This is a genomic window from Geotalea uraniireducens Rf4 (assembly GCF_000016745.1).
GTDB lineage: Bacteria > Desulfobacterota > Desulfuromonadia > Geobacterales > Geobacteraceae > Geotalea > Geotalea uraniireducens.
In genome coordinates this window covers 4,422,492-4,449,402 of record NC_009483.1, presented here as the reverse complement: position 1 = coordinate 4,449,402, position 26,911 = coordinate 4,422,492, and the positions used below count along the sequence as shown (strand labels likewise).

Here is a 26,911-nt window from a genome sequence, read left to right as displayed (position 1 = left end):
ATAGGAGCTATTGAAAAGTGGAAAGTAACCGGAAAGTAAGCATTGTAACTCCTACATATAATGCTGTAAATGATATAGAGACATGCCTGTTAAGTGTTGCCCATCAGACATATAAGAATAAGGAGCATTTGATTATTGATGGAGCCTCGACAGATGCCACTTTAGAGATTGTAAAGCGATACGCAGATAAATATTCACATATAAAATTCATCTCTGAAAAAGACAATGGCATTTATGACGCCATGAATAAGGCGATTGACCTGACAAGTGGCGAATGGATATATTTTCTGGGCTGTGACGACGTTTTCTATAATGACACGGTTCTTGAAGAAATATTCAATATTGGCGGAATAGATTTATTTGATGTTGTTTACGGTAATGTGCTATGGGGGGATACCGGCAAAATTTATGATGGTAAATTTTCTACGCTTAAATTGATGGATCAAAATATTTGCCATCAGGCAATATTTTATGAAAAATCAATATTTAGTAAATTGGGTAAATTTGATACCAAATATAAAATATTGGCTGATTATGTCTTCAATATGAAATGGTTTAATAACGATGGGGTTAGATCAAAGTATGTAAATAATATTATAGCAAAGTATGGAATTAATGGACGTTCTTCTAATGTACAAGATATGGATTTTTGGGAAGACAGAGCACTTATTTATAAAGAAAATTTTCCGGCTGAATATGTATTGTTTAAGGATAAATTACAATACATTGAATTAGACATAAAGCAAAAAGAGCATCAGTTGGCTGAACGTGACCGACAACTGACAGACCGAGACAGGCAGTTGGCAGACCGAGACCAGAGGATTACCGATCTGATTAATTCCTTTAGCTGGAGGATAACCAAGCCACTTAGATGGCTGAATGCAGTTATTTTGACAAAACTAGGTGTAGGCAATTACAGAAGATAACCACCAGAGTAAAACCTACACAAATAAGGTCGTCAGGGCAAAGAAATTTATGGGGAATATTCGATATAGCATCTCGATTGTCGTTCTCAATAATCTGGATATTACCAAGAAGTGCCTTCAATTGATCGAAGCCAATTCAGGTCCTGATTATGAACTCATCATCAGCGATAACGGTTCAGTCGATGGTACTGCCGAATTTCTGCGCGACTACTCCCTTTGCCATGCAAACTGTAAAATCATTTCCTATGCGTACAACACGGGGTTTGGACACCCACACAATCAGGCCCTGCTTGAGGCGCGTGGTGAATATTTTGTTGTCCTCAATAACGATATCTTCATCCATGAGTCAGGCTGGCTGGAGAAGCTTTCCAGGTGTTTTGACGAAAATGCCAGGTTGGCAATTGTAGGTTTTACAGGTGGTTATTCTGCACTGGATGATATCGGTCATGGTGTGAAGGAACCAGCAAGAGGGGAGTATATACAGGCTTCTTGCCTGATGATCCCGAGGAGAATGGCCGATAGTTTTGGACTTTTTGCCGAAGAGTATGAGTTGGCATACTGGGAAGATGTAGACTTATCCTTGAGATACCGTCAGATGGGGTTCGATATCCAGCTTGTCAGTTGCTTACACGAACATATTGATAATGCCACCTCTGCCACTATCGATAAAGTGTTGTTGTCGAGGGTTCGCGCCCGCAATCACAAAACGTTTCAAAAGAGATGGTCCGGTTACCTGGAGAAACGCTCTTTCACCGGCCGCGTGTTGATTTGTGCCGTTACCGACAGTCTTGACAGCCTGCTGGCCGTTACCACGGTGCTGCAGAGGCTCAAGGACGAGCAATTATTGGTAAACTTCGACCTGATCACCAATCATCCTGAGGTGTTCTTACTTCATCCCGCTGTTGACGCCTGTTTTCTGCCGAACGAGGTACCAGATCATGAAGGCTATGACAGGATCATCGACCTTGATTTCAGTAGTATCCCCCCCGGACAACCGGTGGTCCTTGCTTTGGCAGAGCAGGCTGTCGTAACCATTACCCGGCTTTTTCCTGTACTTCATCTGGATTCGTTGAAACAGACCATTGCAACTCCCTTCTTGGTTCCAGGCAAGGAATATGCTGTCCTGACGGTTTCGTGCGAGGACGAGCATTTTGAGCAGATCAAGGCCCTTGTTGCTGAAGCAGGGTATGAGCCGGTTATAGTGGAGGTTCTTGACGATGGGGCGGCTTACAGTATCGACAACGGTGAGCGAGTCGACTTTCGTGCAATGGCGGCAGCGGTTTCTACGAGCAGATTGTTAATCGGCCCTAGCGGAGTACCTCTGAAGGTTGCCCAGGCGTTAGGTGTGCCGGTGATAGCCATATTCCGGCAAGGGGAGGATCCGCTTGCTCTAGGGATTGATTTCGCGCGTGCTAGCTGGATTTTTGCGCGCAGTGATCTGCCTCGGCAATTGGAAGATGTTCTTAATGAAGAGGGAGATAGGGCTGAAGCGGAATTAGCCTATTTGCAGAAATCGATACTGCAACGCATGGCCGACTATAATGCCTTATGGCTTGGATACAGGGGGCAGACTGAGCGGATCGAGCAAATTGCACAGGAGTATGCTGAACTGGAGAATCAGTTTCGATGCAAATCGCTAGAATATGACGAAATCATTGCAAGGCAAGAACAAGTAATTGCAGAGTACGATCATAAAATTAGTGCCTTGGAGAATTCTTTGATCTGGAGAGTAACCAGCCCGATCAGGCGGATGATTGATTTTATGCTGAATCAGTTTCGGGGGAATTCATGCGGCTGACTGGATACTGAGGGTCTCAATCATAGGAACTGGTAAAAATAGTATTACGCATAAAAGCCAATGAAGATGTGGACGATGTATTGGTCAAGATTTTTAAACATCCAATGGCGGTGTAGGACTATCAGTTGATTTAGGACAAAGGAGAGAAGTATGTCTGACCAGCAAAATAATAAAGCCGTTCCTGAGATAGATGTGGACACAATTATGGAGAAAATCACGGAAGAGTTGCAACTAAGCGGTAAAGCTGTTCCAGTAGATAATTCCCCTGGCACGTCTGTAAATATGACTGGCACCTACGGTATGACTTTCAATGCTCCAGCAGTCAGGGCTATCATAATGTCAGCTGAGGCAAAGGCTAATGCCGGTGCTGAAGTTACGCCAATGTTACAATTCTGTAGACCGATCCGCAAGCTGGCAGTACTTGTAGGTAAAATAGTTGTCTATTTGGCAAGTTTTATTACAGATCAGCAACGATCTTTCAACAAAGAGACTACTCGTGCTCTCAGAGCGTTGACGGATGGATTGGTGGTTTTGAATAATGAGAGGGCAAAAGAGTTCAGTCTGATGAGAGAGGAAATCAGGCAACTTAGAGAGGAGATTGAGACGTATAAAAAGGGCGTCACAAAGTAAACCCGGATTTAACAGGTCAGAAAGATTTACAAGGAGTAATTATGGAACAAGATTATGTATTAGTAGGATACAAGGCATGAAAAGAATCCTGGTCATGAATTTTTTCCCGGCATTTTCCCCGCCCGCAAGTGGTGGTGAATTGAGATATTTCCATTTATATAATTACTTGAGCAAGTTCTATGATGTTACTCTTTTATCTCCAACGTTTTCACATCACCAGCGAGAACTCATAGAACATTCGCAAACCTTTCGGGAATGCCGTGTGCCTAAGGAAAGCATTCACCATAATCTTCATATTGAGATGGATAAGGAAAAAATAGGGACTGAGGTCTCCGCATTGGTTTGTTCTTTGAGTGCAAAATCAGCAAATGCATACCATGACATGTACCTAGAATTATATCCAAAAGCGGATATTATCATTCATGAATCACCCTATATGCTGGAATATGATCTATTTTTCGGATTTGATAATAAGCCAAGAATATACAATAGCTATAATAGCGAATCTGTTTTAGTTAGTCAGATGTGGACTGGGCCAAATGCCCCTAAATATATAGACCATATTTGTGAGCTTGAGAAGCGACTTATTTCCAAAGCTGATTTGGTATTTGCAACTTCAAGAATAGAGGCGGATATATTTATTCATCAATTCGGCGCTTGCGCCAATAAAGTCAAACTTGCTCCAAATGGCATTATTCCGGGAGAACTCAATCTTGGACGACGTACAGCATCGTCGGAGAGGAAGAAGGCAATATTTATCGGCAGCGCTCATCCGCCGAACATTGAGGCTGTTGAGTTCATAGTTTATGGCCTATGCGATAGATGCCCAAGTATAGATTTCTATATTGCTGGATCATGCTGTGACAACTTCAATAGCGTCGATAAACCGAATGTTTATTTATGTGGCAGAGTTGATGAACAGCAAAAAAATGCCTTATTCGAAAGCGCGGATATTGCAATAAATCCTATGTTTTCAGGTGCTGGAACAAACCTTAAAACCTTAGAATTTCTCTCAAGTGGAATTCCACTTGTCTCTACTGATGTCGGGGCAAGAGGTCTGGACCTCATAGACAGAAGGCACTTCTTTCTAGCTACTCATGATAACTTCTCTGAAGCACTGAATATGATCATCAGTAATTCATCAGAGTTGAATAGTGTTGCTGCATCTGGTCAGAACTACATTGATTCTAACTATAGTTGGGAAAAAATAGCTGGGGATGTACATATAGCTTTGGAACATCTTGAAAGAGAGCAAAAGAAGCCATTTATTTTGCTCTTAAATGATTTTGAAGTGTCTAATCCAGTTTCTGGTGGTGAAATAAGGATAAATCGGCTTTATGTCAATTTGTCGAAGTATTACCGAATTTTGCTCTTCTGTCTTAACAACACCGGAAACCTCAAGCAAACTGCTATTACTCCTGATTTTGTTGAAGTGTCATTTCCTAAAACTCCAGAACATATAAGGGAAGAGCATAAACAGAATAAAGGTTGCCAGGTCCACGTTACAGACATTGTTAATTCGTATATGGGCGTAAAAAATAACCTGTTGCTGCAGGCAGTTAGGACGATTGAGAGTACTTCAGGTGTAGTTATTTTTGTTCATCCTTATATGGCTAGTTTGCTCGAGGTTATCACCAATAGAAATGTTATCTACGAGAGCCTGAACTGTGAAACTGAATTAAAAGCTTCAATGTTATCCGGCCGCCATGGTTACCGAAAACATATAAAACAGGTTGAGTATTTAGAACGCTTAGTTGCCAAACGCAGTTGTTTCATTGTAAGTGTTTCTGATGATGATCACCCTTCGCTCAAAAAGCTTGCGCCGGTAGGAACGGAGATTGTTACAGTAAAAAACGGCGTGGATATTGATCCCGATTTTCAGGGAACAGATTACGCTAGTGTAAAGGAGATCTTTAACGGTCATCCAATCATTTTGTTTATCGGTAGCGCGCATAAACCCAATATAGATGCGCTGAGTTTTATTGTTGGCGAGTTAGCTCCTGTTTTTTCGAATTGTTATTTTGCTATTGTTGGTACTGTCTGCGGCACCTTAACGACCCCAAAACCTTCAAATGTTCTTCTTTTTAATAAGCTAGACGAGCTGTATAAGGATGTAATCCTACGGATATCTGATGTTGCCATCAATCCAATGTTTAGTGGGTCAGGTTCAAACCTGAAGCTTGCAGAGTATTTTGCATATCAGCTTCCTGTGGTGACAACTCTTGTGGGGGCCCGAGGCTACAACATTGAACATTACCGAGATGCATTAGTTTGTGAACGCTCCCAATTTAGCAGCAACTTGTCTCAACTGCTGGGCAATAAAGCCTTGCAGGAGACTTTGTCACAGAATGGATATGATCATGCAAGGAAATTTTTAGATTGGGCCTTCCTGGCAAAGCGATTCCACGGTCTGCTCCAATCACGACTACTTGATACTGACATAAAAAGGCTTTTGGTGGTGACATACCGGTTCACTGACCCTCCCCTTGGCGGGGCGGAAGTGTACTTGTTAAACGTTATTAAACAGCTTGATTCACTGGGTACTTTCTTTATTCACCTTGTTGCTCCGGACATTTATGATATTCATAATAAATTCCACTTCTCAACGGAATTTACGAGCTCTGTAGATTCACATCATTTCCTAGAAGAAAATAATGTGTCAATAACAACATTTCCCACGGATAAACTGCCGAATTCTGTAATGTATCGGAATGCAAAAGAACTCTTTATGGTGTGGATGAAAGAGTTTGTTGAAAGTTCTCTCCGTTATATTGGACGTTATACTGAACCACTCCTTATGGGGGGGTGGCATTTTCCAGAAAAAATGGAAGAGCGCTTGGAGATTTGGTCGAGTAATGAAGCGCTGGTCTTTGTGGACGGTGCTCATGAAATATTGATATCAGCATTAAGTCCCAAAAAACGATCGTTGAAAATTTATGCGGATGAGAAACTTGTTTACAATCAGAAGCAAAAGGGTGTTTTTGACATTAGGTTAGAATTGAAGGGCGCGAAGATTATCAAGTTATTGATTGACCCTGTTTATGTTGAGAAGGTCGATCCACGGCCTTTAGGTATCCGAGTCTTCCATATGGCATGCCTGAAAGAAAATAGTAATACTGCTAAGGAGATTAAGTTTGACAGATGCTATCGTGATTTTCTTCGAGAGTTTTTTTTAGACGAATATGTGTCAGAGATGATCCAAATTGCAAGACATAGAGATGTTGCTGTGGATAACCTTTTCCAGACCACACGAGGCCCAAATTCAAAGCAGCTAGAAGAATGGCTTGATGCAAAAATAAAAAACTACGATGTTGTGCTTGGGCACAGCATTCCATTTAAAACATCAATCCTGGCGACGAACTATGCAAAGAAACATGGCAAACCGGTAGTCTTATTGCCCCATTTCCATTTTGATGATGAATTCTATCACTGGAATTCATATTATACCGCGTTACAACGTGCTGACAGTGTAATAACTTCTCCAAAAGCGTCAATCCCGTTCTTCTATGAGAAAATTAACGCTAAAACTAGAGATGTCCCAGGTGGAGGGGTGTTTAAGGAAGAATTTGAAAATGTTGATAGCGCTTCCTTTGCTGAACTTTATGGTTCTGAATTACCGTTTGTACTGGTTCTAGGGAGGAAATCTGGAGCTAAAAATTACTCCTGTGTTATTGAGGCAGTAAAAAAGGTGAATCAAGAAAAAAGGGTGTGTGAGGTAGTGCTAATAGGGAAGAATGAGGATGGCAGAGCTATCGAAAAATCTGAAGCTATTTATTTAGGAGAGCAGGCAAGAAAAGTGGTTCTGGGAGCTCTTCAAGAATGTATGTGTGTAATAAATATGAGTGAAAGTGAGAGCTTTGGAATTGTTGTGCTTGAAGCGTGGATGATGAAAAAACCAGTTATAGCGAACGAGAAATGCCCTGCTTTTGTAGAATTAGTAGACAATGGAATAAATGGCTTGTTGGCAGCTAAGCATTCTCTCTGTGATACTATCAAATTTATTATTGATAATCCTAATAAAGCTAAATTGATGGGGAATAATGGGTTTGAAAAAGTGTCCGATAATTATACCTGGGAATCGATAGGTAAAAAAATAAATACACTATTGATTGATTCTTTGTGACAGCAAGAACTGTTTAGCTAATGTTGTTAGGAAGGGAAATGGAATAATGAAAAAAGCCCTGATCTGTGGCGTATCCGGCCAAGACGGCGCATACCTCGCCCAACTTTTGGTGAGTAAAGGCTACGAAGTCTACGGCACTGCGCGCGATGCGCAGATGTCCACCTTTTACAACCTGGAAAAACTGGGGATACGTTCCCAGGTAAACGTCGAATCCATGGCGCTCAATGACTTCCGCAGCGTCCTGCAGACCTTGGTCAGGATTAAGCCCGATGAGCTGTACAACCTGGCCGGTCAGAGTTCGGTCGGGCTCTCCTTTGACCAGCCGGTGGAGACGCTGGAGAGCATCAGCGTCGGGACCCTCAACATCCTGGAGGCGATCCGGTTCCTGAACACCCCGATCAGGTTTTACAATGCCGGTTCCAGTGAATCTTTCGGCGATACCGGCGGCGCTGCCGCCGATGAAACAACACCGTTCCGCCCCCGCAGCCCCTATGCGGTGGCCAAGGCAACCGCCTTCTGGGAAGTGGCCAATTACCGCGAGGCGTACGGCCTGTTCGCCTGCTCGGGGATTCTGTTCAATCACGAGTCCCCCCTGCGACCCGAACGGTTCGTCACCAGAAAGATCGTGTCGGCTGCCTGCCGGATTGCAGCGGGAAGAGGTGAAAAACTCAACCTGGGCAACATCTCTATCTGCCGCGACTGGGGATGGGCACCGGAGTATGTGGATGCCATGTGGCGCATGCTGCAAAAGGAGACGCCGGATGACTTCGTCATCGCCACGGGCGAGACCCATTCCCTGGAAGAGTTTGTGGCCGAGACCTTCAGGTGTGTGGGGCTGGATTGGCGCGAGCATGTGGTTACCGATCCGTCTCTGCTAAGACCGACCGACATTGCCGTTGGCAAAGGGAACCCTGCCAAGGCTTTCAAGGAACTTGACTGGCGGGCAAAGTATGCAATGAAAGATGTGGTGCAGATGATGATGGACAGTGAGTTGCAGTCATGAAAATTGTTGTCGACGCTATCCCGGTAATGATTGAAAAAACCGGAATTGGCTATTATACCCACCATTTGCTTACGCAATTTTTAAAAATGGCCCCTGAAAATGAGTATTATTTGACTGATGCGCTCTGTGGGTCGCCGTTTTACAACACTATCAAGCTGGACAATGAATTGTCTGACGACAATAGATTCTTTACAGTCTTCAAGGCACCATTTCCTTTTATCACGGTTTGTCGCTTCCTGCTGTTTTTGCAGGCAAAGGTTACTGGCAAATCGATCAAAATTGCCAATGCGGATATCTTTTTCGGGACAAATTTCCGCGGTGTTTTTACCGGCTCGGCCAAAACCGTGCTTACCATCCATGACATGGCCCATGAATATTTCCCGGATGCGGTGGATGAGGTAAACATCGGCTATTTGAAGAACGAGCTGCCGCAAGCGGCCAAAAAGGCCCATCTCCTTATTGCTGATTCTGAAAATACCAAAAAGGATATCATGCGGTTTCTTGATGTCCCCGAAGAGAAGGTCCGGGTCATTTATCTTGGTGTGGATGAAGGATTCAAACCGCTACCTGATCCCGACCTGCAGGCAACAGTGCGGGACCGCTACAGGCTGCCTTCCCGGTTTATCCTCTTTGTTGGCACTGTGCAGCCACGCAAGAATCTCGATGGGTTGATGCGGGCCTATGCGCAACTCTGCGCTCGTCCGGATTTCAGTCATACGCTGGTGATTGCCGGTGGTTCCGGCTGGAAAAACGAAGGTCTGAAAGAACTCATCCGCACCCTTGGTCTTGGGGAAAAGGTCCATTTTACCGGCTATGTGGACGAAACGGATCTGCCGGTCATCTATAACCTGGCGGACTTGTTCGTGTTCCCCAGTTTCTATGAAGGATTCGGCTTGCCGCTCCTGGAGGCCATGGCCTGTGGTGTACCGGTGGTGTCATCGAATGCGTCGTGTCTGCCGGAGGTTGCCGGTGACTCCGCGCTGCTGGTCTATCCCCACTCGGTTGAGGACATTGCGGCGGGCATTGCCCGTCTCCTTGGCGACGAGGCGTTGAGAAGAACCTGCATTGAGAGAGGCCGTGAACGGGCAAAATTGTTTACCTGGGAAAAATGCGCCCGTGAGACGCTTGATGTTTTCCGAACAATCACGGCAGGTTGACTTGACCCTTTCGGAATTAAAACTTCTATTGGACGCTGATAAACGCAATAATGGCTCTGCTTTAAAAGAGAGATAAAGACGGTTTTGATAATGAACGCCACACCGGGAATTGAAACACCATGCATATAGGGATCAGCGCCCTGAATTTTTCTCCCGGCGAGATGGGGGGGCAGGAGACATATTTCAGGAATCTCGTTCACCATCTGCAGCGGGTGGACAGGGAAAACAGCTATGCCCTGTTGTGCGATGCACGCAAGGTCCGCGAGTTCCCCCTCTCCAACGACTCGTTCAGGGTTACGCTCTGCAATTACGACAAACCCTCGCTCAACTGGCTCATCCGTGGCATGCTGAAAAAGATGATCCATCTGGATCTGGTAAACCTGCGACTGAAAGGGCTAAAGCTCGATGTCATTCATCATCCGTTCACTGTCCTGAACCCCCAGTGGTCCCAGATACCCTCAGTGTTGACCTTTCTTGACATGCAGCAGGAATATTTCCCGCAGTTTTTCTCAAAACTCGAATTGGCCATCCGTAAACAGATATCCCGCCCTTCTGCTGAAAAGGCGACCAGGATCATCGCCATTTCCCGGCATGTTAAGGACTGTCTTGTGGAAAAATACGGGATTGATGCAGGGAAAATTGACGTGATTTATCCCGGTTGCGGCGCCGAATTCCGGGTAATTGACGATGCCGTGGGGCTGGCGGAGCTGAAGCTCCGCTACGGCCTGGAAAGGCCGTTTGCCTATTATCCGGCGGCGAGCTGGCCCCATAAGAATCACAAGACACTCCTGGCGGCCTGGAAGATTTTGCAGGAGAGGCGCGGCTTTGACGGCCAGCTCGTCCTTACCGGCATTGCCAAACAGGCGCACGGCGAAATCCAGGGGGAGGTCGGCAGGCTCGGTCTTGATGCTACGGTGAAGGTCTTGGGCTATCTACCTTCCGATGAACTCCCGTACCTTTACAACCTTGCCCGGCTGATGGTTTTCCCTTCGCTCTTCGAGGGGTTCGGCATTCCGCTGGTGGAGGCCATGGCCTGCGGTTGTCCGCTAGTATGCTCCACGGCGACATCCGTTCCCGAGGTGGCTGGTGATGCCGGGATTCAGTTCGATCCCCTTTCTCCGGAGGATATGGCCGACAAGCTCTGGATGGTCTGGAATGACGAAGGAGCCAGAGAGCAGTTGAGGGTTAAGGGGTTGCAGAGGGTGAAACTGTTTGACTGGGAAAATACGGCGCGTAAGACCCTGGAGGTTTATCAGAAGGCTGCGGGTGGTGCCAGGTGATGGTGAATATGCAAACCATGGAAGGGGGCTTGAGGACGAGAGGCTGTTTCAAGGATTCCGGCGGCGATAAACCGCTGATAACGGTCGTGACCGCTGTCCTTAACGGCGAAAGATACCTGGAACAAACCATCCTCAGCGTCCTCACCCAGAGTTACGGCAACGTCGAATACCTGATCATCGATGGCGGCTCCAGCGATGGAACGCTGGATATCATAAAAAAATACGATGCTCGGATCGATTACTGGCGCAGTGAGGCGGATAACGGCATTTATGAGGCCATGAACAAAGGGATTGACCTGGCCCGGGGTGACTTGATCGGGTTGTTGAACGCGGATGACTATTATGAGCTGAACGCGTTGCAACGAGTGGCCGATAGTTATGGCGCTGCTGGTTCTCCCTCCATACTTTATACCAATAATTATGTGCTGCAGGAAGACCTGCACCTTAAATACAAATCATATCCCCATATGCGTTACTGGCTTGGCATGCCCCTGTGCCATCAGGCCATGTTCGTGGCGAAGGAAATTTATCGTCAGATCGGCAGCTACAGCCTCAACTACAGGTTTGCTGCCGATTATGAATTCCTGCTCCGTTCGATACATAACGGTGTCGCGTATGTCCACTTGGATGAGTTCCTGGTTAATTACCGGGATACCGGGTTGACGAGCATGAATTATACGGAGTCATTGGCTGAAGGCAGGAAAATCAATGCCACATATTTCCCGACCGTCAGCCGGTTTCACGCCGGCTTCTTGCTTAGCTACTACAAGACCCTCACCTTGTTCTGGCTGCAAAAAATCATTGCCGTGCTTTTTGGCAGGGCGGTGCTGCAGAAAGCCAGAACCGTGTATCTTAAGAAATTTATCGCCAAAGAGTACGAGTGGCTATGAAAATACTTTCGGATGAGATATGAACATTCTGATTGTCAAGCTCGGCGCGCTCGGTGATGTCATAAGGACATCATACATCCTTCCCGGACTGCGCCGCAAATACGGTAAAGCGGTTATCTACTGGCTGACAGCCCCTTCTTCGGTAGACCTGCTGCGCTACAATCCCCATATCTCCCGGATCATCACTCCCGCTGAGCTGGAGGGAGTCGCCACCTCGCTTTCTTTTGACCTCGTCATTTCCCTGGATGAGGAGGTGGAGATCCTGAGGCTGCTTCAGAGGCTACGTTATGCACAGCTGATCGGCGCAAGTCTGTGTGAAGGACGACCCGTTTATACCGATAAGGGAGCCGAGTGGTTCGATATGGGATTGATCTCACGTTTTGGCAAGGAACGGGCAGACGCCCTGAAGAGAGAAAATTGCCGGGAGCACAACGAGATTTTTGCCGATATGCTCGGCATTCCCATTGAGACTGCGGAATTTTTCAATGCATCTGATATCGAAGAGCGGTCAGCGAGGCTGTTCCCGCGTTCATCCTGCAATATCGGCATCAACAGTGGTGCAGGTAAGCGATGGATATCAAAACAACTACCCGTTGCAGAGACGGTGAAATTGATAGAAAGGCTGCTGGCACAGCAGGTAAATGGGAAGAAAACCAAGGTCTATCTTTTCGGCGGCCCGGAAGAGGAAGAGCGGCACCGTTTGATCCGTCAGTCAGTGAAGTCTGAACGGCTCATGGACACGGGAAGCTCCAACTCGCTCCTTGAGTTCGCTGCTTTAATCAAATGCTGTGATTACATTATCACCAGCGATAGTCTGGCGCTCCATCTGGCTATAGCGCAGGGGGCAAAAAATCTTAGCTTCTATGCGCCCACTTCGGCGGCTGAGATCGGCACCTTCGGTACTGGCCTGAAACTTATTTCCCTTGCCGGTGATTACTGCAGTTATCGCCCGGATGCTGACAATTCCACCATCACTGCGGACAGAATCATGGCACTGTTTCATTCTCATCTCGCGTTGCTTGACGATTGCAAAGGAAATCACCAACTGTGAAGATTTTGATTGTCAGCCTGTTTCTCCCCCAGGAGAAGGCGTATCATGCCGGGGGACGTTATGTGTACGAAATAATCAGGCATCTCTCGCTGCGCCACGAGGTTTACCTGGCCACCAGGCTCGAGGAGGGGGAACGGGACTCACTTGACGAACTCAGACCATACTGCAGGGGAATCTATCCTTATTTCTATCCGTCAGTTGCGAAACGTAACATGGCGCATAATGTGAAGCTGCTTTTCAATTACCTGGGATTCAGTCGTTATGCCAATCGGCTGGTGGAGGACGGGGCATTTGATCTGGTCCAAGTGGAATGGGTCCCAGCCGCGCTCCTGATCAGGGGAGGCAAAACGCCTCTGTTTCTCGATGCCCATGATGTGATGACCAAGCCGGTTGAGCGGGGGATGGGGCAGGCAAAGGGGGCTGGAAAGGTTACCGGCCTGCTCCTCTATCTATTGGTCAAATACGCTGAACGCTGGATCATGAAAAAATGCCACACGATTTTCACCCGTTCCGAAAACGACCGGGAATATCTGCTTGCCATGCAACCCGGGTTGAGAGTGACGGTTGTTCCCCATCCTGCCGGTATGGACATCACGGAGAAGGAGTATCCCCGCCGTCCCCATACTATCCTTTTTCTCGCATCTTACAAGTATCGCCGGCTCAATGTGGATGCGGCGCTCTACTTCTATCGCGAGGTCCTGCCGCTGGTCAGGCGGCATATCCCTGACGCACGGTTCATCATCGCCGGATACGGTCCCCCCGAAGAATTGACGGCCCTTGCGGAGCACGACCCATTGGTGGAGGTGCCCGGTTTTGTGGATGACATAGACATGTGCTACAAGGAAGCGGAGGTATTTGTCGCGCCGATTCTGACAGGAGGGGGCATAATCGTCAAAATCCTTGATGCCTTGGCAGCAGGCACGCCAGTTGTCACAACTACTTACGGCAATGAGGGGATCAACGCGGTTCCGGGACGTGACCTCCTCGTGGCCGACGATCCGACTACTTTTGCTGAGGGGGTAATTCTGTTGCTGACCGACCAGGGTCTGGGGTTGCGACTGGCAAGGAATGGCCGCGCCTTTGTTCAAGAGAACTACAGTCTGGATGCGGTGATCGACCGCCTGGAAAGGGCTTACACGTCGGCAGGGCGTCAAGAATGAGAGTCTCCATAATAATCGTCAACTGGAACGGCCTGGAGCACCTGGCTGTCTGCCTGGACAGCCTGTCGGCCCAGAGCTTCCAGGACTTCGAGGTGATCATCGTCGATAACGGCTCTTCCGACGGGTCTGTAGGGTTTCTCCGTGAGCGCTACCCCTGGGTGAAGCTCGTCGAGCTCAAGGAAAACACCGGCTTTGCCACCGGCAACAACGTCGGCCTTACCCATGCCTCGGGCGAGTATATCGTTGCCCTCAACAACGATACCAGGGCTGATGAAAACTGGCTGGCAACCATTGTTGCCGTGGCGGACAGCGACCCGCGGGTGGGGATGGTGGGGAGCCGGATCTGTTCATTTGACGAGCCGGACCGGATCGATTCCCTCGGCCATGGCGTCTGCCGCGACGGCATGTCCCGCGGGAGGTTCCGCCTCAAGCGCTATTCAACCATGAATATGGCAGAGGTTGAGGAGATCCTCTTCCCCAGCGCCTGCGTTGCCCTCTACCGGCGGACAATGCTGGACGAGACCGGTTTCTTCGACGACGATTTTTTCGCCTATGCCGAGGATACCGACCTGGGGCTAAGGTGCAGGCTGGCGGGGTGGCAAGCGCTCCTCGCCACGCAGGCGGTGGTCTATCACAAGTATTCCAGGACCGGCGGGGTCTTTTCGCCGTTCAAGCTCTATCTGGTGGAACGTAACCATTACTGGGTGGCGTTGAAGTGCTTTCCCCTCGCTATGCTGCTGCTGGTTCCGTTTTTCACCCTGGTCCGCTACCTGGAGCAGGCGCGGGCGGTCATTTTCGCCAGCGGCTCCGGTGGGGAATTCCTTGCAAGCGGCTCCCGCAATGCCCTGCTCAAGGCGATCGCCAAAGGGACCAGGGACGCACTGTGCGGTGCGCCGGCCATGCTGAAAAAACGGGCGCTGGTGATGGAAAAGAGGAGAATCTCAGGCAGGGAGATGGCCCGCCTGTTGCAGCGATACCGGATGTCTTTCAAGGAATTGCTGGATAGATGAGAGGCGGTCGGCGGTCGGTGGTCGGTGGTCGGTGGTCGGTGGTCGATGGTCGATGGTCGATGGTCGATGGTCGATGGGTTGACTTCCGACCGCCGACCGCCGACTGTAGTCCTATGGGTTGACTTCCGACCGCCGACCGCCGACCGCCGACCGCCAAAAAGGGCCTATACATTAGATGCTTTTCGTGTTATTCGTGGCAAAAATAGTTTTTTGCTATTTTCAAATGATCATTACCTTCAATTCTGACAGGATTTCCGGGTGAACTCTCTATCCATGACAAGCAGATTCAGTGACTTTGTTTACCGGCGGACGCGGTTTGCGACCGTGCTTCATCTTCTCCTCGTTATCTCCCTTGGGCTTCTGGCCTACTCCAACACCTTCACCGCCACCTTCAACTTCGACGATATTGCCAACATCCTCGGCAACCCGGTCGTGAGAAACGTGGATCCGTTCGCCGACCCCTTCGCCGTCAAGGGGAGCCGGGCGGTGGGGGACTTCACCTTTGCCGTCAATTACCGGCTGAACGGTCTCGATGTCTTCGGCTATCATCTGGTCAATCTGGCGATCCATCTTGCGACCGCCCTCCTTGTCTATACCCTGGTGACCCTCACTTTCAGGACCCCGTTGCTCGCTCCGGCGGAAGAGGGGGAGAGGGGGCGCTTCAGCGGACCGATTGCGCTGTTTGCGGCGCTCCTCTTCGTTGCCCATCCGCTCCAGACCCAGGCGGTAACCTACATTGTCCAGCGCTTCACTTCACTTGCAGCCATGTTCTACATTGGTTCCCTCGTCCTCTACATCATGGCGCGGTTGGAGCAGGGGGGGGGCGGCCGGCGGGGAAAGCTGTTTGCCGCAGCCTGCTATCTCCTGTCGCTCTTAACGGCGGTCCTTGCCATGAAAACCAAGGAGATCGCCTTTACCCTGCCGTTCACGGTGATTCTTTACGAGTTCATGTTTTTCAGGGGGAGCATCGCCAAGCGGGTCATGTTCATCGGTGCATTTCTCCTCACCCTGGCCATCATCCCTTTGAGCATGCTCGGCTCCTCCGGGGCGGGACAGCTCCTGGGGAGGCTGGAGGCGGCAACCATGGTCCAGACGGAGATGCCACGGCTTGACTATCTCTTCACCCAGTTCCGGGTGATCGTCACCTATCTCAGGCTGCTGTTTTTCCCGGTAGGGCAGAACCTTGACCATGACTTTCCGGTGGCCCACTCCTTTTTCAATGCCCCTGTGTTCCTCTCTTTCCTGCTGCTGCTGGCGATCTTCGGCGTGGGGATTTATTTTGTTTATCGTTCTACGTTCTACGTTCTACGTTCTACGTTGGATAGTTCACCATCGACCACCGACCACCGACCTCCGACCGCCTTTTACCATCAACCATCGACCACCGACCACCGACCGCCGACCGCCGTTTACCGCCTCACAGCCTTCGGCATTTTCTGGTTTTTCATCGCCCTGGCGGTTGAGTCGAGCGTCATCCCGATCGTTGACGTTATCTTCGAGCACAGGGTCTACCTGCCGTCGATCGGATTTTTCATGGCGCTGTCAACGGCCGTGGTGCTGGCGGTGGACCGATTGGCTGTGCGGAGGCCACAGATTGCCGGAATAGCATTCATCGCCCTGCTGCTGGTCGCCGTCTCCCTTGCAACGGCAACCTTCAGGCGCAACATGGTCTGGCAGGACGAGACGACCCTCTGGCAGGATGTGGCGGCAAAGTCCCCCGACAAGTCGCGGCCGTGGAACAACCTGGCCTATGCCTATTTGAAGAAGCATCAGCCGAAAAAGGCGATACCTGCGTTGATCCGCTCCATAGGCATTTCTCCGGGGCATCCCGATGCGTGGAACAATATCGGCATAGCGCTTGGCCAGCTCGGGACCTATGCCGGCCGTTACAGCCCGACCTATGAGTTGTTTGATGCGAGCATGGGCATGAACGCCGCATACCAGAACGAATGGTTTGCCCTCGGCTATAACAACCTTGGATTGGCCTATGATTCCATGGGACAGCTTGCTGACTCCATAGATAATTATGAAAAATCCATTGCCATGAATCCACGCCTGAGCGAGGCCCACTATAATCTGGGCTTGGCCTATGCGGCGAGCAAGGAGACGCAGAAGGCCACCGACCAATATGTAATCCTTAAGTCGCTGAATCCGGAGTTTGCCGCAAAGCTGCTGAAGTCAGTGAACGGGGATCTGGGGTCGGGGATCGGTAAAAACCCAGTTCCCAGTTCCCAGTTCCCGGATTGAAAAAAGGTTTCTGAATGTCCAAAACCATTGTCGTGATACCTGCCTACAACGAGGGGGGGGTGATTGCCCGTGTCATCGAAAACGTGCGGCGCGTTGTCCCCGATTTCGATATCCTGGTGGTGAATGACGGCTCCAAAGACAGCACTGCCCGGGAAGCCGCGGCGGCAGGAGCCATCGTCGTTTCACACTCGTTCAACATGGGATATGGCGTGACGATCCAGACCGCTTACAAGTTCGCTTACGCCAAGGGTTACGACTTCCTGGTGCAGATCGACGGCGACGGCCAGCATGACCCGGCATTCATCCCCGAGCTGATGAGGCCGGTTGTAGCCGGAGACACGGATTTTGTCGTCGGTTCGCGTTTTCTGGGGGTGGAAAGCTACCGTCCATCCTTTTCCCGCCGGCTGGGGATACTCTTCTTTCGCAAACTGGTCTCCTCCCTGATCGGCCGGACCATATCCGACCCCACTTCCGGCTACCAGGCCTTTAACCGCGACGTCATGCGGTTTTTCACCACCGACGTCTTTCCCTGCGATTATCCCGATGCGGATATGCTGATAACCCTGAACCTGGCCGGATTCAGGATCAGGGAAATTCCGGTGCGCATGTTTGCCAATGCTGCGGGGAAGACCATGCACAGCGGTTTCAAACCGCTTTATTACATGTTCAAGATGTGTCTTTCCATAGTCGTTACCCTGCTCAGGAACCGTCAATTGTATCGGAGGTAGGAAATGCCGATAAAGCAGCAGATATTCGCCCTCGTTGTCAGTCTTCTCGTGTTCGTATTCACCATCGAAATGGTGCGCAAAAAACGGCTGCGGGAGGAGTATTCGGTGCTCTGGCTCGTCACCAGCTTCACCATGTTCATCCTGGTCATCAAGTACGACTGGCTGGTGGCCCTTACCCACCTTGTCGGCGCCGAACTCCCCACTTCGACGCTCTTCTTCGGCTCCATCATCTTCCTCATCCTGCTGGCGGTGCAGTTTTCCATCAAGATTTCCCGGCTCTCCGACCAGCTGAAGGACCTTGTGCAGGATAATGCGCTCATGCGTCACGAGTTCGAGAAACTGAAGAAAACCGGTGAACTGGGATCCGGGATCGGGGATCGGTAATGGACTTCCCAGTTCCCAGTTCCCAGTTCCCAGTTCCCAGATTTTTTATTGCTAATCTTTCCAGGTTGATGTATCGTTCATTTTGTGAACGATATCGATGAAAAATCCCTGGACAGTTACCGCGCCTTGCTGCTCATGGCGGAAATATCGACGGAAGAACCCATTTCCCAGCGGGAACTGTCCCGAAGGCTCGGCATTGCCTTGGGTCTCGTCAATTCCTACCTGAAGAACCTGGTCGGCAAGGGGTTCGTCAGGGTCAAAAACTTTCCCAGAAACCGTTACGCCTACCTCCTGACCCCCCAGGGGATCGCGGAAAAAAGCCGTCTCGCCTACCAGCACCTTGGATATTTTTCCAGTCTCTATACCATCGCCCGTCAGGACTACCTCGTCCTGTTCCGCTCGCTGCACGCCCAAGGCATAAGAAAGGTCGCCTTCTGCGGGGTGGATGAGGTGGCGGAGATCGCCTACCTCTCCCTTGGGGAGACGGGGCTTGAGCTCGTGGCGGTCATGGATGATGATGCAGCCGGCGGCACCTTTTTCGACAGGCCGGTGGCCACCTTGGCGATGGGGCTTCTGTCCGGCAATCACCGGATTGTCGTTACCTCGTTGAAAAGGGGGGCTGCGTTGCGGCAGGAGTTGCTGCGGCTGGGGGTCGATCCCGGGATGATATACCATGCCGACGGGCCTAAGAATAAGTGATTGTGGGCAGCGGAGAAGTGTCCGATACTATGCAGACGAAAAAGAGGAGCGCGTACCATGAAAGTAGTCATTCTGGCAGGCGGTCTGGGAACCAGACTCAGCGAAGAGACGGTAATAAGGCCGAAGCCGATGGTGGAGATAGGCGGCAAGCCGATCCTCTGGCATATAATGAAGATCTACTCCCACTACGGTTTCAACGACTTCGTCATCTGCCTGGGCTTCAAGGGGTACGTGATCAAAGAGTACTTTTCCAACTATTTTCTCCACATGAGCGACGTTACCTTCGATATGCGCACTAATTCCATGGAGGTCCACCAGAAAAAGGCCGAACCGTGGCGGGTGACCCTCGTGGATACCGGCATGGAGTCGATGACCGGCGGCAGGGTAAAACGCATTGCCCCCTATGTGGCAGATGAAACCTTCATGCTGACCTACGGCGATGGGGTTGCGGACGTTGATATTTCCAAGCTGATTGATTTTCACAAACGCCACGGCAAGCTGGCGACCGTTACCTCCACCCAGCCGTCCGGCCGCTTCGGCGCCTTGAGCATTGACGGCGCGAACAATGTGACGGCATTCCAGGAAAAGCCGGCTGGTGACGGCTCATGGATCAACGGCGGTTTCTTTGTCCTTGAGCCGCAGGTGCTCGATCGTATTGCGGGAGACGCAACGGTCTTCGAAAAGGAACCGCTCGAGGGATTGTCGCGCGACAGCCAGCTGGCGGCCTATAAGCACTCGGGGTTCTGGCAGCCGATGGATACGCTACGGGACAAGATGCACCTGGAGGAGCTTTGGACCAGCGGCCGAGCGCCGTGGAAAATCTGGTAGAGAAGACGGTCGGGGGGCGGCAGTCGGCGGTCGGTGGTGAAAGGCCTTATATCTTCAATGGCAAAAACGGAAAATGTATGAATGATATGGAGTTCTGGAAAGGCAAAAAAATCTTCCTCACCGGCCATACAGGTTTCAAGGGTTCGTGGCTTTCTTTGTGGCTCCATTCCCTCGGGGCAGAGGTGACTGGCTATGCGCTGGCGCCGCCGACGGAGCCGAGCCTGTTTGAGTTGTGCGGCATCAACGATCTTGTTGCCTCGACCATTGCCGATGTGCGGGACGGTGACCGGCTGAAGTCGGAGATGGTCAAGGCCTCTCCCGATATCGTCATCCACATGGCGGCCCAACCTCTTGTGCGGGACTCGTACAAAATCCCGGTGGAGACCTACGCCGTCAACGTCATGGGGACCGTTCACCTGCTGGAAGCGGTGCGCAGCTGCCCCCGCGTAAAGGCGGTGGTCAACGTGACCACCGACAAGTGCTACGAAAACCGTGAATGGATCTGGGGGTACCGGGAAAACGAGCCGATGGGGGGGTATGACCCCTACTCCAACAGCAAGGGGTGTTCGGAGTTGGTGACAGCCGCCTATCGCTCGTCGTATTTTGTCAATCAACAACTCAACAGTTCAGCCACTCAACGCCACGGCGCAGCCGTGGCAACTGCCCGGGCCGGCAATGTCATCGGCGGCGGCGACTGGGCAGTTGACCGGCTCATTCCAGACTGCGTCAAGTCGCTGTTGAGTGGCGAAAAGATTCTGATCAGGAATCCGCACGCCATCCGCCCCTGGCAGCATGTCCTTGAACCCCTTTCCGGCTACCTGCTCCTGGCGCAGCGGCTCTATGAGGAAGGTCCTGCTTTTGCTTCCGGGTGGAACTTCGGCCCCCATGACGAAGACGCCAGGCCTGTTGAGTGGATTGTGGAGAGGCTCTGCGCCCGGTGGGGTGAAGGCGCAGCATATGAGCTGGACATGGGCGACCATCCCCACGAGGCCCACTTCCTGAAGCTCGACTGCTCCAAGGCAAGGGCTGAACTGGGGTGGCGGCAGCGATGGGGCCTTGAGCGGTCGCTGGACAGCATCGTTGAGTGGACGGAGGCCTATCGGGAAAAACGGGACCTGCGGGAGGCCTGTCTCAAGCAGATGGAGGAATACCTGACGGTATAGCCGTTAATAATGTTGATATTTAAGGGTTAAGTTAGAGGTATAGTGTGGACGACGCCAAAAAACAGGAAAAAGAGTTGCGGGAGCAGGCTATTCAGGCTGCACTCAGGTATTATGAGTTCAGGCATAAAGGCGATAAGCCGTTCATCCCGGGAAATCGCATACCCTATGCCGGCCGGGTTTTTGATGAAAGGGAAATTGCCAGTCTGATTGATTCCTCCCTCGATTTTTGGCTTACCACCGGCAGATACGCGGAGAAATTCGAAAAGGAATTCGCCGAATTCCTTGGCGTTCAGCACTGCTCACTGACCAATTCCGGTTCCTCCGCCAACCTGCTGGCATTCATGGCGCTTACTTCGCCGAAGCTGGGGGCGCGACGGATAAAACGGGGAGACGAGGTGATTACCGTGGCTGCCGGCTTTCCCACCACCGTTGCGCCGGTTATCCAGTACGGTGCAGTGCCGGTCTTTATTGATGTGCAGTTTCCCACCTACAATGCGGACAGCACCCAACTGGAGGCTGCCCTTTCCGACCGCACCAAAGCGGTGATGCTGGCCCATACCCTGGGTAATCCCTTCGATCTCAAGGCGGTCAAGGCTTTTTGTGACCGGCACAATCTCTGGCTGATCGAGGACAACTGCGATGCGCTCGGCTCGCGCTATCTCCACAACGGCGAATGGCGTTATACCGGCACCATCGGCCATCTGGGCACCTCCAGTTTTTATCCCCCCCACCATATGACCATGGGGGAGGGGGGGGCGGTCTATACCGACGACACCACCCTCAAGCGACTGGTGGAGTCATTCCGCGACTGGGGTCGCGACTGCTGGTGCCCGTCGGGCCGCGATAACACCTGCGGCAACCGCTTCACCCAAAAGTTCGGCGAGCTCCCCTACGGCTACGACCATAAATACGTTTATTCCCACTTTGGCTACAACCTGAAGGTGACCGACATGCAGGCGGCCATCGGAGTCGCTCAACTGGAGAAGCTACCCGGCTTCATCGAAGCGCGGAAGAAGAACTGGCGGCTGTTGCGGGAAGGTTTGGCAAAGCTTGCCGACAGGTTCATTCTCCCGGAGCCGACGCCGGATTCTGACCCGAGTTGGTTCGGCTTCCTGCTCACCGTGCGCGAAGACGCCGGTTTCACCAGGGATGAGATCGTCAGCCACCTGGAGTCCAAAGGCATCCAGACCCGGATGCTCTTTGCCGGCAACCTGATTAAGCACCCCTGTTTCGATGAGATGCGGGAAGAAGGGAAAGGGTATCGGGTCGTCGGTAACCTGGAGAATACCGACAGAATAATGCACGACACCTTCTGGATCGGGGTTTATCCGGGTATGACCGGGGAGATGGTGGAGTTCATGATTGCAACGCTGCGAGGGTTTTGTAAGAGATGAAAATCCTTGTTACCGGTGCGACAGGTTTTCTTGGAAGCCATCTTGTAAAGGCCCTTCTTAACGAGGGTCATCAGGTGATTATATTGAAGCGGAGCTTCTCCGACACCGGACGCGTTGCCGACATCTTGCCCCGACTCACCTCCTACGACCTGGACCTCTGCAGCTTGGAAGAACCGTTTGAAGAACAGAGCAAAATCGATTCTGTTATCCATACCGCAACATGTTATGGCCGCAGCGGCGAAAGCGTTAGTGAGATTTTTGAGGCCAATGCTGCATTCCCGTTACGGCTTCTGGAAACGGCCGCATCTTTTGCCACGGATACCTTTTTCAATACGGACACCAGTCTTGACAGGTTTCTGAATCCGTATTCCCTGGCGAAAAAACAGTTTGCGGATTGGGGGCGGTTATTTGCCGGTCAAGGGCGGATACGCTTCGTGAATATTGAGCTGGAGCATTTTTATGGAGCAGGGGACGATGCATCCAAGTTCCTCACCCATGTCATCGATAGCTGTTTGGATAACGCGCCTGAATTACCCCTTACTGCCGGCGCGCAGAGGCGTGATTTTATCCATATCGATGACGTGGTTGCTGCGTATCTGCTGTTGCTGAAAAATAATTCCGGCAGTGGGCAGGCATTCCAGGAATACGATTTAGGGTCGGGCGAGGCTATTGGCTTACGCGAGCTGGTGGAGACCGTCCACCGTCTCACTGGTTCCAATACTCATTTGAATTTTGGGGCGCTTCCCTATCGGGACAATGAGGTCATGGAGTCTCACGCGGATATCAGCAGTCTCGTGGCGCTCGGCTGGTCGTGCAAGGTCGGCCTGGCCGACGGTCTCAGGAAAACCATCGAAGAAGAGGTGTCCCGTCGGGGCGCGAAAGGAACGCATTGATGAAGCTATTAATTACCGGTGGCTGCGGGTTTCTTGGCAGCAACCTGGCAGCCCATGCTTTGACAAGTGGTGGTTATGACCTGGCAGTGTTTGACAGTCTGTATCGGGATGGTTCCCTGGAGAACCTCCGCTGGCTGAAAAGCCGGGGAACGTTCCGATTTGTCCATGGCGACATCCGTAACCAGAACGACGTGAGCAGGCTGGTGCAGGAGTTCAGACCCGATGCCATTTTCCACCTGGCCGGTCAGGTTGCCATGACCACATCCATCGCCAATCCGCGCATGGATTTTGAGGTGAATGTGCTGGGGACGCACAACCTTCTGGAAGCAGTCCGTCAGTTTAACCCACAGGCGGCCGTCATCTATTCGTCCACCAACAAGGTCTACGGCGATCTGGAGCAGTACTCCTACCGGGAAACGGAAACGCGCTACGAGTGCATTGAAAGGCCCGTCGGCTTTGACGAAACCACCCAGCTGGATTTCCATTCACCCTACGGCTGTTCCAAGGGTGCCGCTGATCAGTATATGCTTGACTACGCCAGGATCTTCGGGCTGAAAACAGCGGTTTTCCGCCACTCATCCATGTACGGCGGCAGGCAGTTTGCAACATACGACCAGGGATGGATCGGCTGGTTCTGCCAGAAGGCCGTGGAAAGCAAAAACGGCGTGCTCAAGGAGCCGTTCACCATTTCCGGCAATGGCAAACAGGTGCGCGACGTGCTCCATGCCGACGACATGGCCCGTCTCTACTTCTCTGTGTTGGAGCGCATCGATATCTCAAAGGGGCAAGCATTCAATATCGGTGGCGGGATTCACAACAGCCTCTCTCTGCTTGAATTGTTCGCCCTTCTTGAAGAATTGACTGGCGTCAAGCTCGATTACAGGAAGCTGCCGCCGCGGGAGAGCGATCAGCGGCTCTTTGTCGCGGATATAGCGAAGGCGAAGCGCATGCTCGGATGGGAGCCGCAGGTGAGCGCCCGCGAAGGGGTCGGGCGGATGGTAGAGTGGGTAGGTGACATCTTTGACCGTCAATGCTAAACCGGGAATCTTGAACCGCATACCTTCCCATCTGCTGGTTGCGGCTAGTGCATGGATCAGCCGTCTGGTAACGGCGGTGGTGGGGCTGTTTAGTATTCGTATATTGATTCAAGGTCTTGGTACGGAACAGTATGCCCTCTATGCAGTGTTGGGGGGCTTACAGGGATGGTACCTCTTGGCAGACATGGGGGTTGGCACGAGCCTGCAGAACCATATTTCCGAACGGCGGGCAGGGAAGCAACCCTACGAGGATTTCATTGCGATGGCGGGGGTCATCGCCATCTTTCTCATGTTACTAAGCATTTTATTCCTGTTCTTCGCCAGTCCCTTCTTGGCGCCGCTCATCTTAAAGGGGTTTCCGTTCCTAAACGATGCTGAAAAGGCACGACATTTTTTCATCACAGGAGTGATATCGATAGCGACCTGTTTCGGCGGGATTGCCTATCGGATATGGTACGCCGAGCAAAAAGGATATTTGGCAAACGTAGTGCCGGCTGTAGCGTCTCTTATCAGTTTTGCTGCGATTGTTTTTGTGGCGCGGAGCCCACTTGAACACAAGTTGTATTGGAGCCTTGTCGCCGCATTTGGGCCCGCAGGGATGCTTCCTGCTGTGGCATTCCTGCTGCAGTTTACAGGAAGTCTGCAGCGGAGCAGTTCTGTCAAGCGGGAGATATTGTGGCCATTGATGAAACGGGGGCTTAAATTCTGGCTTTCCGCTATCATGGCGGCAGGGGTGCTCCAGGTGGACTATTTGGTGATGGCGCGTTTTTTACCGGCCAATGAAATTGTCGTCTACAACCTGACATCTAAAATATTCGGACTGATTTATTTTATTTACACAGCCCTTCTGATTGCTGTATGGCCGGTTTGTGCTGAAGCGGTGGCCCGGAATGACTGGCATGTGGTGATGGGCTACGTGAAGCAATATATTGTCATGGGAGTGCTGCTCCTTTCAGGAGCGACCCTGCTGCTTGCTTTCTTTATGCCAGAGTTGATTCACCTCCTTGCGCCGGGTAAGGCGGTTATGGTTCCGGTACTGTTTATTGTCATTATGGGTGGCTATAACGTAATACGCATCTGGAGCGATACCTTTGCCATGGTTCTGCAGAGCATGAGCTACCTGCGTCCCTTTGTCATCTATATCCCGGCCCAGGCGGTCATTACTGTACTCCTCCAGGTATCCCTAGCTCCCAGGTTCGGAGTGGCAGGAATAGTTTATGCCCTTATCGCCTCGTTCTCGCTGACGGCAGCCTGGGTACTTCCTTGGTGTGTTCTGCGTAGAAAAAGGGTAGCCTTGAGTGCCGTGGAATAAGGAACTAATAATAAGACAAACTTCACTTGCAGCAAAAATATTAACTCCGTCATCTGCAGAAAAGGACTGTTGTTATTGAAATGATTATCCCAAGAGTTAGCATACTGATACCAGTTTATAATAGAGAGTCCTTTATTGGGCCTTGCATCCAGTCTGCAATTGAACAAACCATAACTGATATTGAAGTCATTGTGGTTGACAATGCCAGTACAGACAAGACTTGGGAAGTATGTAAAACGTTCGCCCGACAGGACTCGCGCATTCGAATCTTTCGTAATGAAACCAACATCGGCCCTGTCCGAAATTGGCAGCGTTGCATTGATGAAGCAAGAGGTTGTTTTGGTAAGATCCTTTTTTCAGATGACCTTATTGATCCCCTTTTTTTAGAAAAAACGCTTCCTTTTTTATGTGATGAAGAAGTAGGTTTTGTTTTTACTCTAGCGATAATGGGTACAGAACCTTGGACAGGGCAAGAGCAGTATGGATTAGCAGAGAAGACGGGGAAATTGCCTTCTTCATACTTTATCCAGGAGTCATTGTTTGCAGGTAATGTTCCATATTCTCCAGGATGTGCCATTTTCAGGACTGATGACCTGAGAAAAAATCTAGTGGAAGAAATACCATCTCCAACAATCAAAAATTTTTATGAGCATGGTGCAGGTCCAGATCTTTTAATATATTTGCTCGTTGCTAAAGAATACGCGCAAATAGCATTTGTTTCTAAACCGCTTTCTTTCTTTAGAAAGCATGAAGGATCTATTACCATAAGTGACAAATCGAATTATATTAATAGATGCTATAGGCAGGCCAGAATCTGGTTTGCAGAACAGTACTTGAATGTCAATACAACAGGTAAAGTTTATGCTTTTGAGTGGAGACGTGAGTACTATGAAGGGCGAAAATTTCTATTGCCATCTCTCTGGCTAAGTAATTATACAAAAAAAGCTGTATCTATAAGTTTATTAGATATAGTGTGGGTATTATTTTATAAATTTATTAAGCCTAAGAGACGATCCACGAGGCGATGGTTTAAACTGATATAAACCAAGTTTATCTTTAAGTGGAGATCTTGGGGGCTAACCTAACCTAAACTATACCTATGATCTCTGCTGCCATCTTGCGGCATTCAATGCTACCCGTATGAAGCCAATCCGTTTCGGCACAAATCTCGCTTTGGTAAGAGGATAGTGGCGAATGA

At 50.4% G+C, this 26,911-nt stretch carries 22 protein-coding genes; all 22 read left to right on the top strand.

Annotated elements, in window-relative coordinates; translation table 11 throughout:
* Positions 1 to 17 precede the first annotated feature (17 nt).
* Entirely contained in the window at positions 18 to 926 is a 909-nt protein-coding gene (locus tag GURA_RS19370) for a glycosyltransferase family 2 protein (protein WP_011940605.1), read from the top strand.
* A gap of 49 nt (positions 927 to 975) precedes the next feature.
* Entirely contained in the window at positions 976 to 2,724 is a 1,749-nt protein-coding gene (locus tag GURA_RS19365; RefSeq protein ID WP_011940604.1) for a glycosyltransferase, read from the top strand.
* Between the two features lie 150 nt (positions 2,725 to 2,874).
* Positions 2,875 to 3,354, top strand: a complete 480-nt coding sequence (locus GURA_RS19360; protein ID WP_011940603.1) for a hypothetical protein — start codon at positions 2,875 to 2,877, stop codon at positions 3,352 to 3,354.
* A gap of 76 nt (positions 3,355 to 3,430) precedes the next feature.
* Entirely contained in the window at positions 3,431 to 7,477 is a 4,047-nt protein-coding gene (locus GURA_RS23055; RefSeq protein ID WP_011940602.1) for a glycosyltransferase, read from the top strand.
* 46 nt (positions 7,478 to 7,523) lie between these two features.
* Complete coding sequence (locus GURA_RS19350) at positions 7,524 to 8,480, top strand: GDP-mannose 4,6-dehydratase (RefSeq protein ID WP_011940601.1); 957 nt, start codon at positions 7,524 to 7,526, stop codon at positions 8,478 to 8,480.
* Between the two features lie 110 nt (positions 8,481 to 8,590).
* Entirely contained in the window at positions 8,591 to 9,637 is a 1,047-nt protein-coding gene (locus GURA_RS19345; protein WP_198134494.1) for a glycosyltransferase family 4 protein, read from the top strand.
* A gap of 119 nt (positions 9,638 to 9,756) precedes the next feature.
* Positions 9,757 to 10,917 carry a glycosyltransferase family 4 protein gene (locus GURA_RS19340; protein ID WP_011940599.1) on the top strand — a complete coding sequence of 387 codons (1,161 nt, stop codon included), beginning with the start codon at positions 9,757 to 9,759 and terminating at the stop codon, positions 10,915 to 10,917.
* Entirely contained in the window at positions 10,917 to 11,807 is an 891-nt protein-coding gene (locus tag GURA_RS19335; RefSeq protein ID WP_049818960.1) for a glycosyltransferase family 2 protein, read from the top strand. Before GURA_RS19340 ends, GURA_RS19335 begins: the two co-directional genes overlap by 1 nt.
* Before the next feature lie 19 nt (positions 11,808 to 11,826).
* A complete protein-coding gene (locus GURA_RS19330; protein WP_011940597.1) occupies positions 11,827 to 12,858 on the top strand; it encodes a glycosyltransferase family 9 protein in 1,032 nt (343 codons plus the stop codon).
* Positions 12,855 to 14,018, top strand: a complete 1,164-nt coding sequence (locus GURA_RS19325) for a glycosyltransferase family 4 protein (protein ID WP_011940596.1) — start codon at positions 12,855 to 12,857, stop codon at positions 14,016 to 14,018. The genes GURA_RS19330 and GURA_RS19325 overlap by 4 nt, the downstream gene beginning before the upstream one ends.
* Complete coding sequence (locus GURA_RS19320; protein ID WP_011940595.1) at positions 14,015 to 15,028, top strand: glycosyltransferase family 2 protein; 1,014 nt, start codon at positions 14,015 to 14,017, stop codon at positions 15,026 to 15,028. Before GURA_RS19325 ends, GURA_RS19320 begins: the two co-directional genes overlap by 4 nt.
* Before the next feature lie 273 nt (positions 15,029 to 15,301).
* Positions 15,302 to 17,275, top strand: coding sequence for a tetratricopeptide repeat protein (locus GURA_RS19315; RefSeq protein ID WP_011940594.1), 1,974 nt, complete (start codon positions 15,302 to 15,304; stop codon positions 17,273 to 17,275).
* Positions 17,276 to 17,289: 14 nt separating this feature from the next.
* Entirely contained in the window at positions 17,290 to 18,003 is a 714-nt protein-coding gene (locus GURA_RS19310) for a glycosyltransferase family 2 protein (protein ID WP_011940593.1), read from the top strand.
* Between the two features lie 3 nt (positions 18,004 to 18,006).
* On the top strand, positions 18,007 to 18,387 hold the full coding sequence (locus GURA_RS19305; protein ID WP_011940592.1) for a DUF2304 domain-containing protein: 381 nt from the start codon (positions 18,007 to 18,009) through the stop codon (positions 18,385 to 18,387).
* A gap of 84 nt (positions 18,388 to 18,471) precedes the next feature.
* Entirely contained in the window at positions 18,472 to 19,086 is a 615-nt protein-coding gene (locus GURA_RS19300; RefSeq protein WP_011940591.1) for a winged helix-turn-helix transcriptional regulator, read from the top strand.
* A 57-nt stretch (positions 19,087 to 19,143) separates the two neighbouring features.
* On the top strand, positions 19,144 to 19,914 hold the full coding sequence (gene rfbF / locus GURA_RS19295) for a glucose-1-phosphate cytidylyltransferase (protein WP_011940590.1): 771 nt from the start codon (positions 19,144 to 19,146) through the stop codon (positions 19,912 to 19,914).
* The gene (gene rfbG, locus GURA_RS19290; RefSeq protein WP_232278946.1) at positions 19,878 to 21,077 is read left to right on the top strand and encodes a CDP-glucose 4,6-dehydratase; all 1,200 of its coding nucleotides are present in this window, start codon (positions 19,878 to 19,880) and stop codon (positions 21,075 to 21,077) included. The genes rfbF and rfbG overlap by 37 nt, the downstream gene beginning before the upstream one ends.
* A 44-nt stretch (positions 21,078 to 21,121) precedes the next feature.
* Positions 21,122 to 22,471: a lipopolysaccharide biosynthesis protein RfbH gene (gene rfbH, locus GURA_RS19285; RefSeq protein WP_011940588.1), complete on the top strand. Its 1,350-nt coding sequence runs from the start codon at positions 21,122 to 21,124 to the stop codon at positions 22,469 to 22,471.
* On the top strand, positions 22,468 to 23,364 hold the full coding sequence (locus GURA_RS19280) for an NAD-dependent epimerase/dehydratase family protein (RefSeq protein WP_011940587.1): 897 nt from the start codon (positions 22,468 to 22,470) through the stop codon (positions 23,362 to 23,364). Before rfbH ends, GURA_RS19280 begins: the two co-directional genes overlap by 4 nt.
* Complete coding sequence (locus GURA_RS19275; protein ID WP_011940586.1) at positions 23,364 to 24,401, top strand: GDP-mannose 4,6-dehydratase; 1,038 nt, start codon at positions 23,364 to 23,366, stop codon at positions 24,399 to 24,401. The genes GURA_RS19280 and GURA_RS19275 overlap by 1 nt, the downstream gene beginning before the upstream one ends.
* Positions 24,385 to 25,713 (top strand): MATE family efflux transporter, encoded by a 1,329-nt coding sequence (locus GURA_RS19270; RefSeq protein ID WP_011940585.1) that lies wholly within the window; start codon positions 24,385 to 24,387, stop codon positions 25,711 to 25,713. Before GURA_RS19275 ends, GURA_RS19270 begins: the two co-directional genes overlap by 17 nt.
* Positions 25,714 to 25,793: 80 nt before the next feature.
* On the top strand, positions 25,794 to 26,756 hold the full coding sequence (locus tag GURA_RS19265; protein ID WP_011940584.1) for a glycosyltransferase family 2 protein: 963 nt from the start codon (positions 25,794 to 25,796) through the stop codon (positions 26,754 to 26,756).
* Positions 26,757 to 26,911 lie beyond the last annotated feature (155 nt).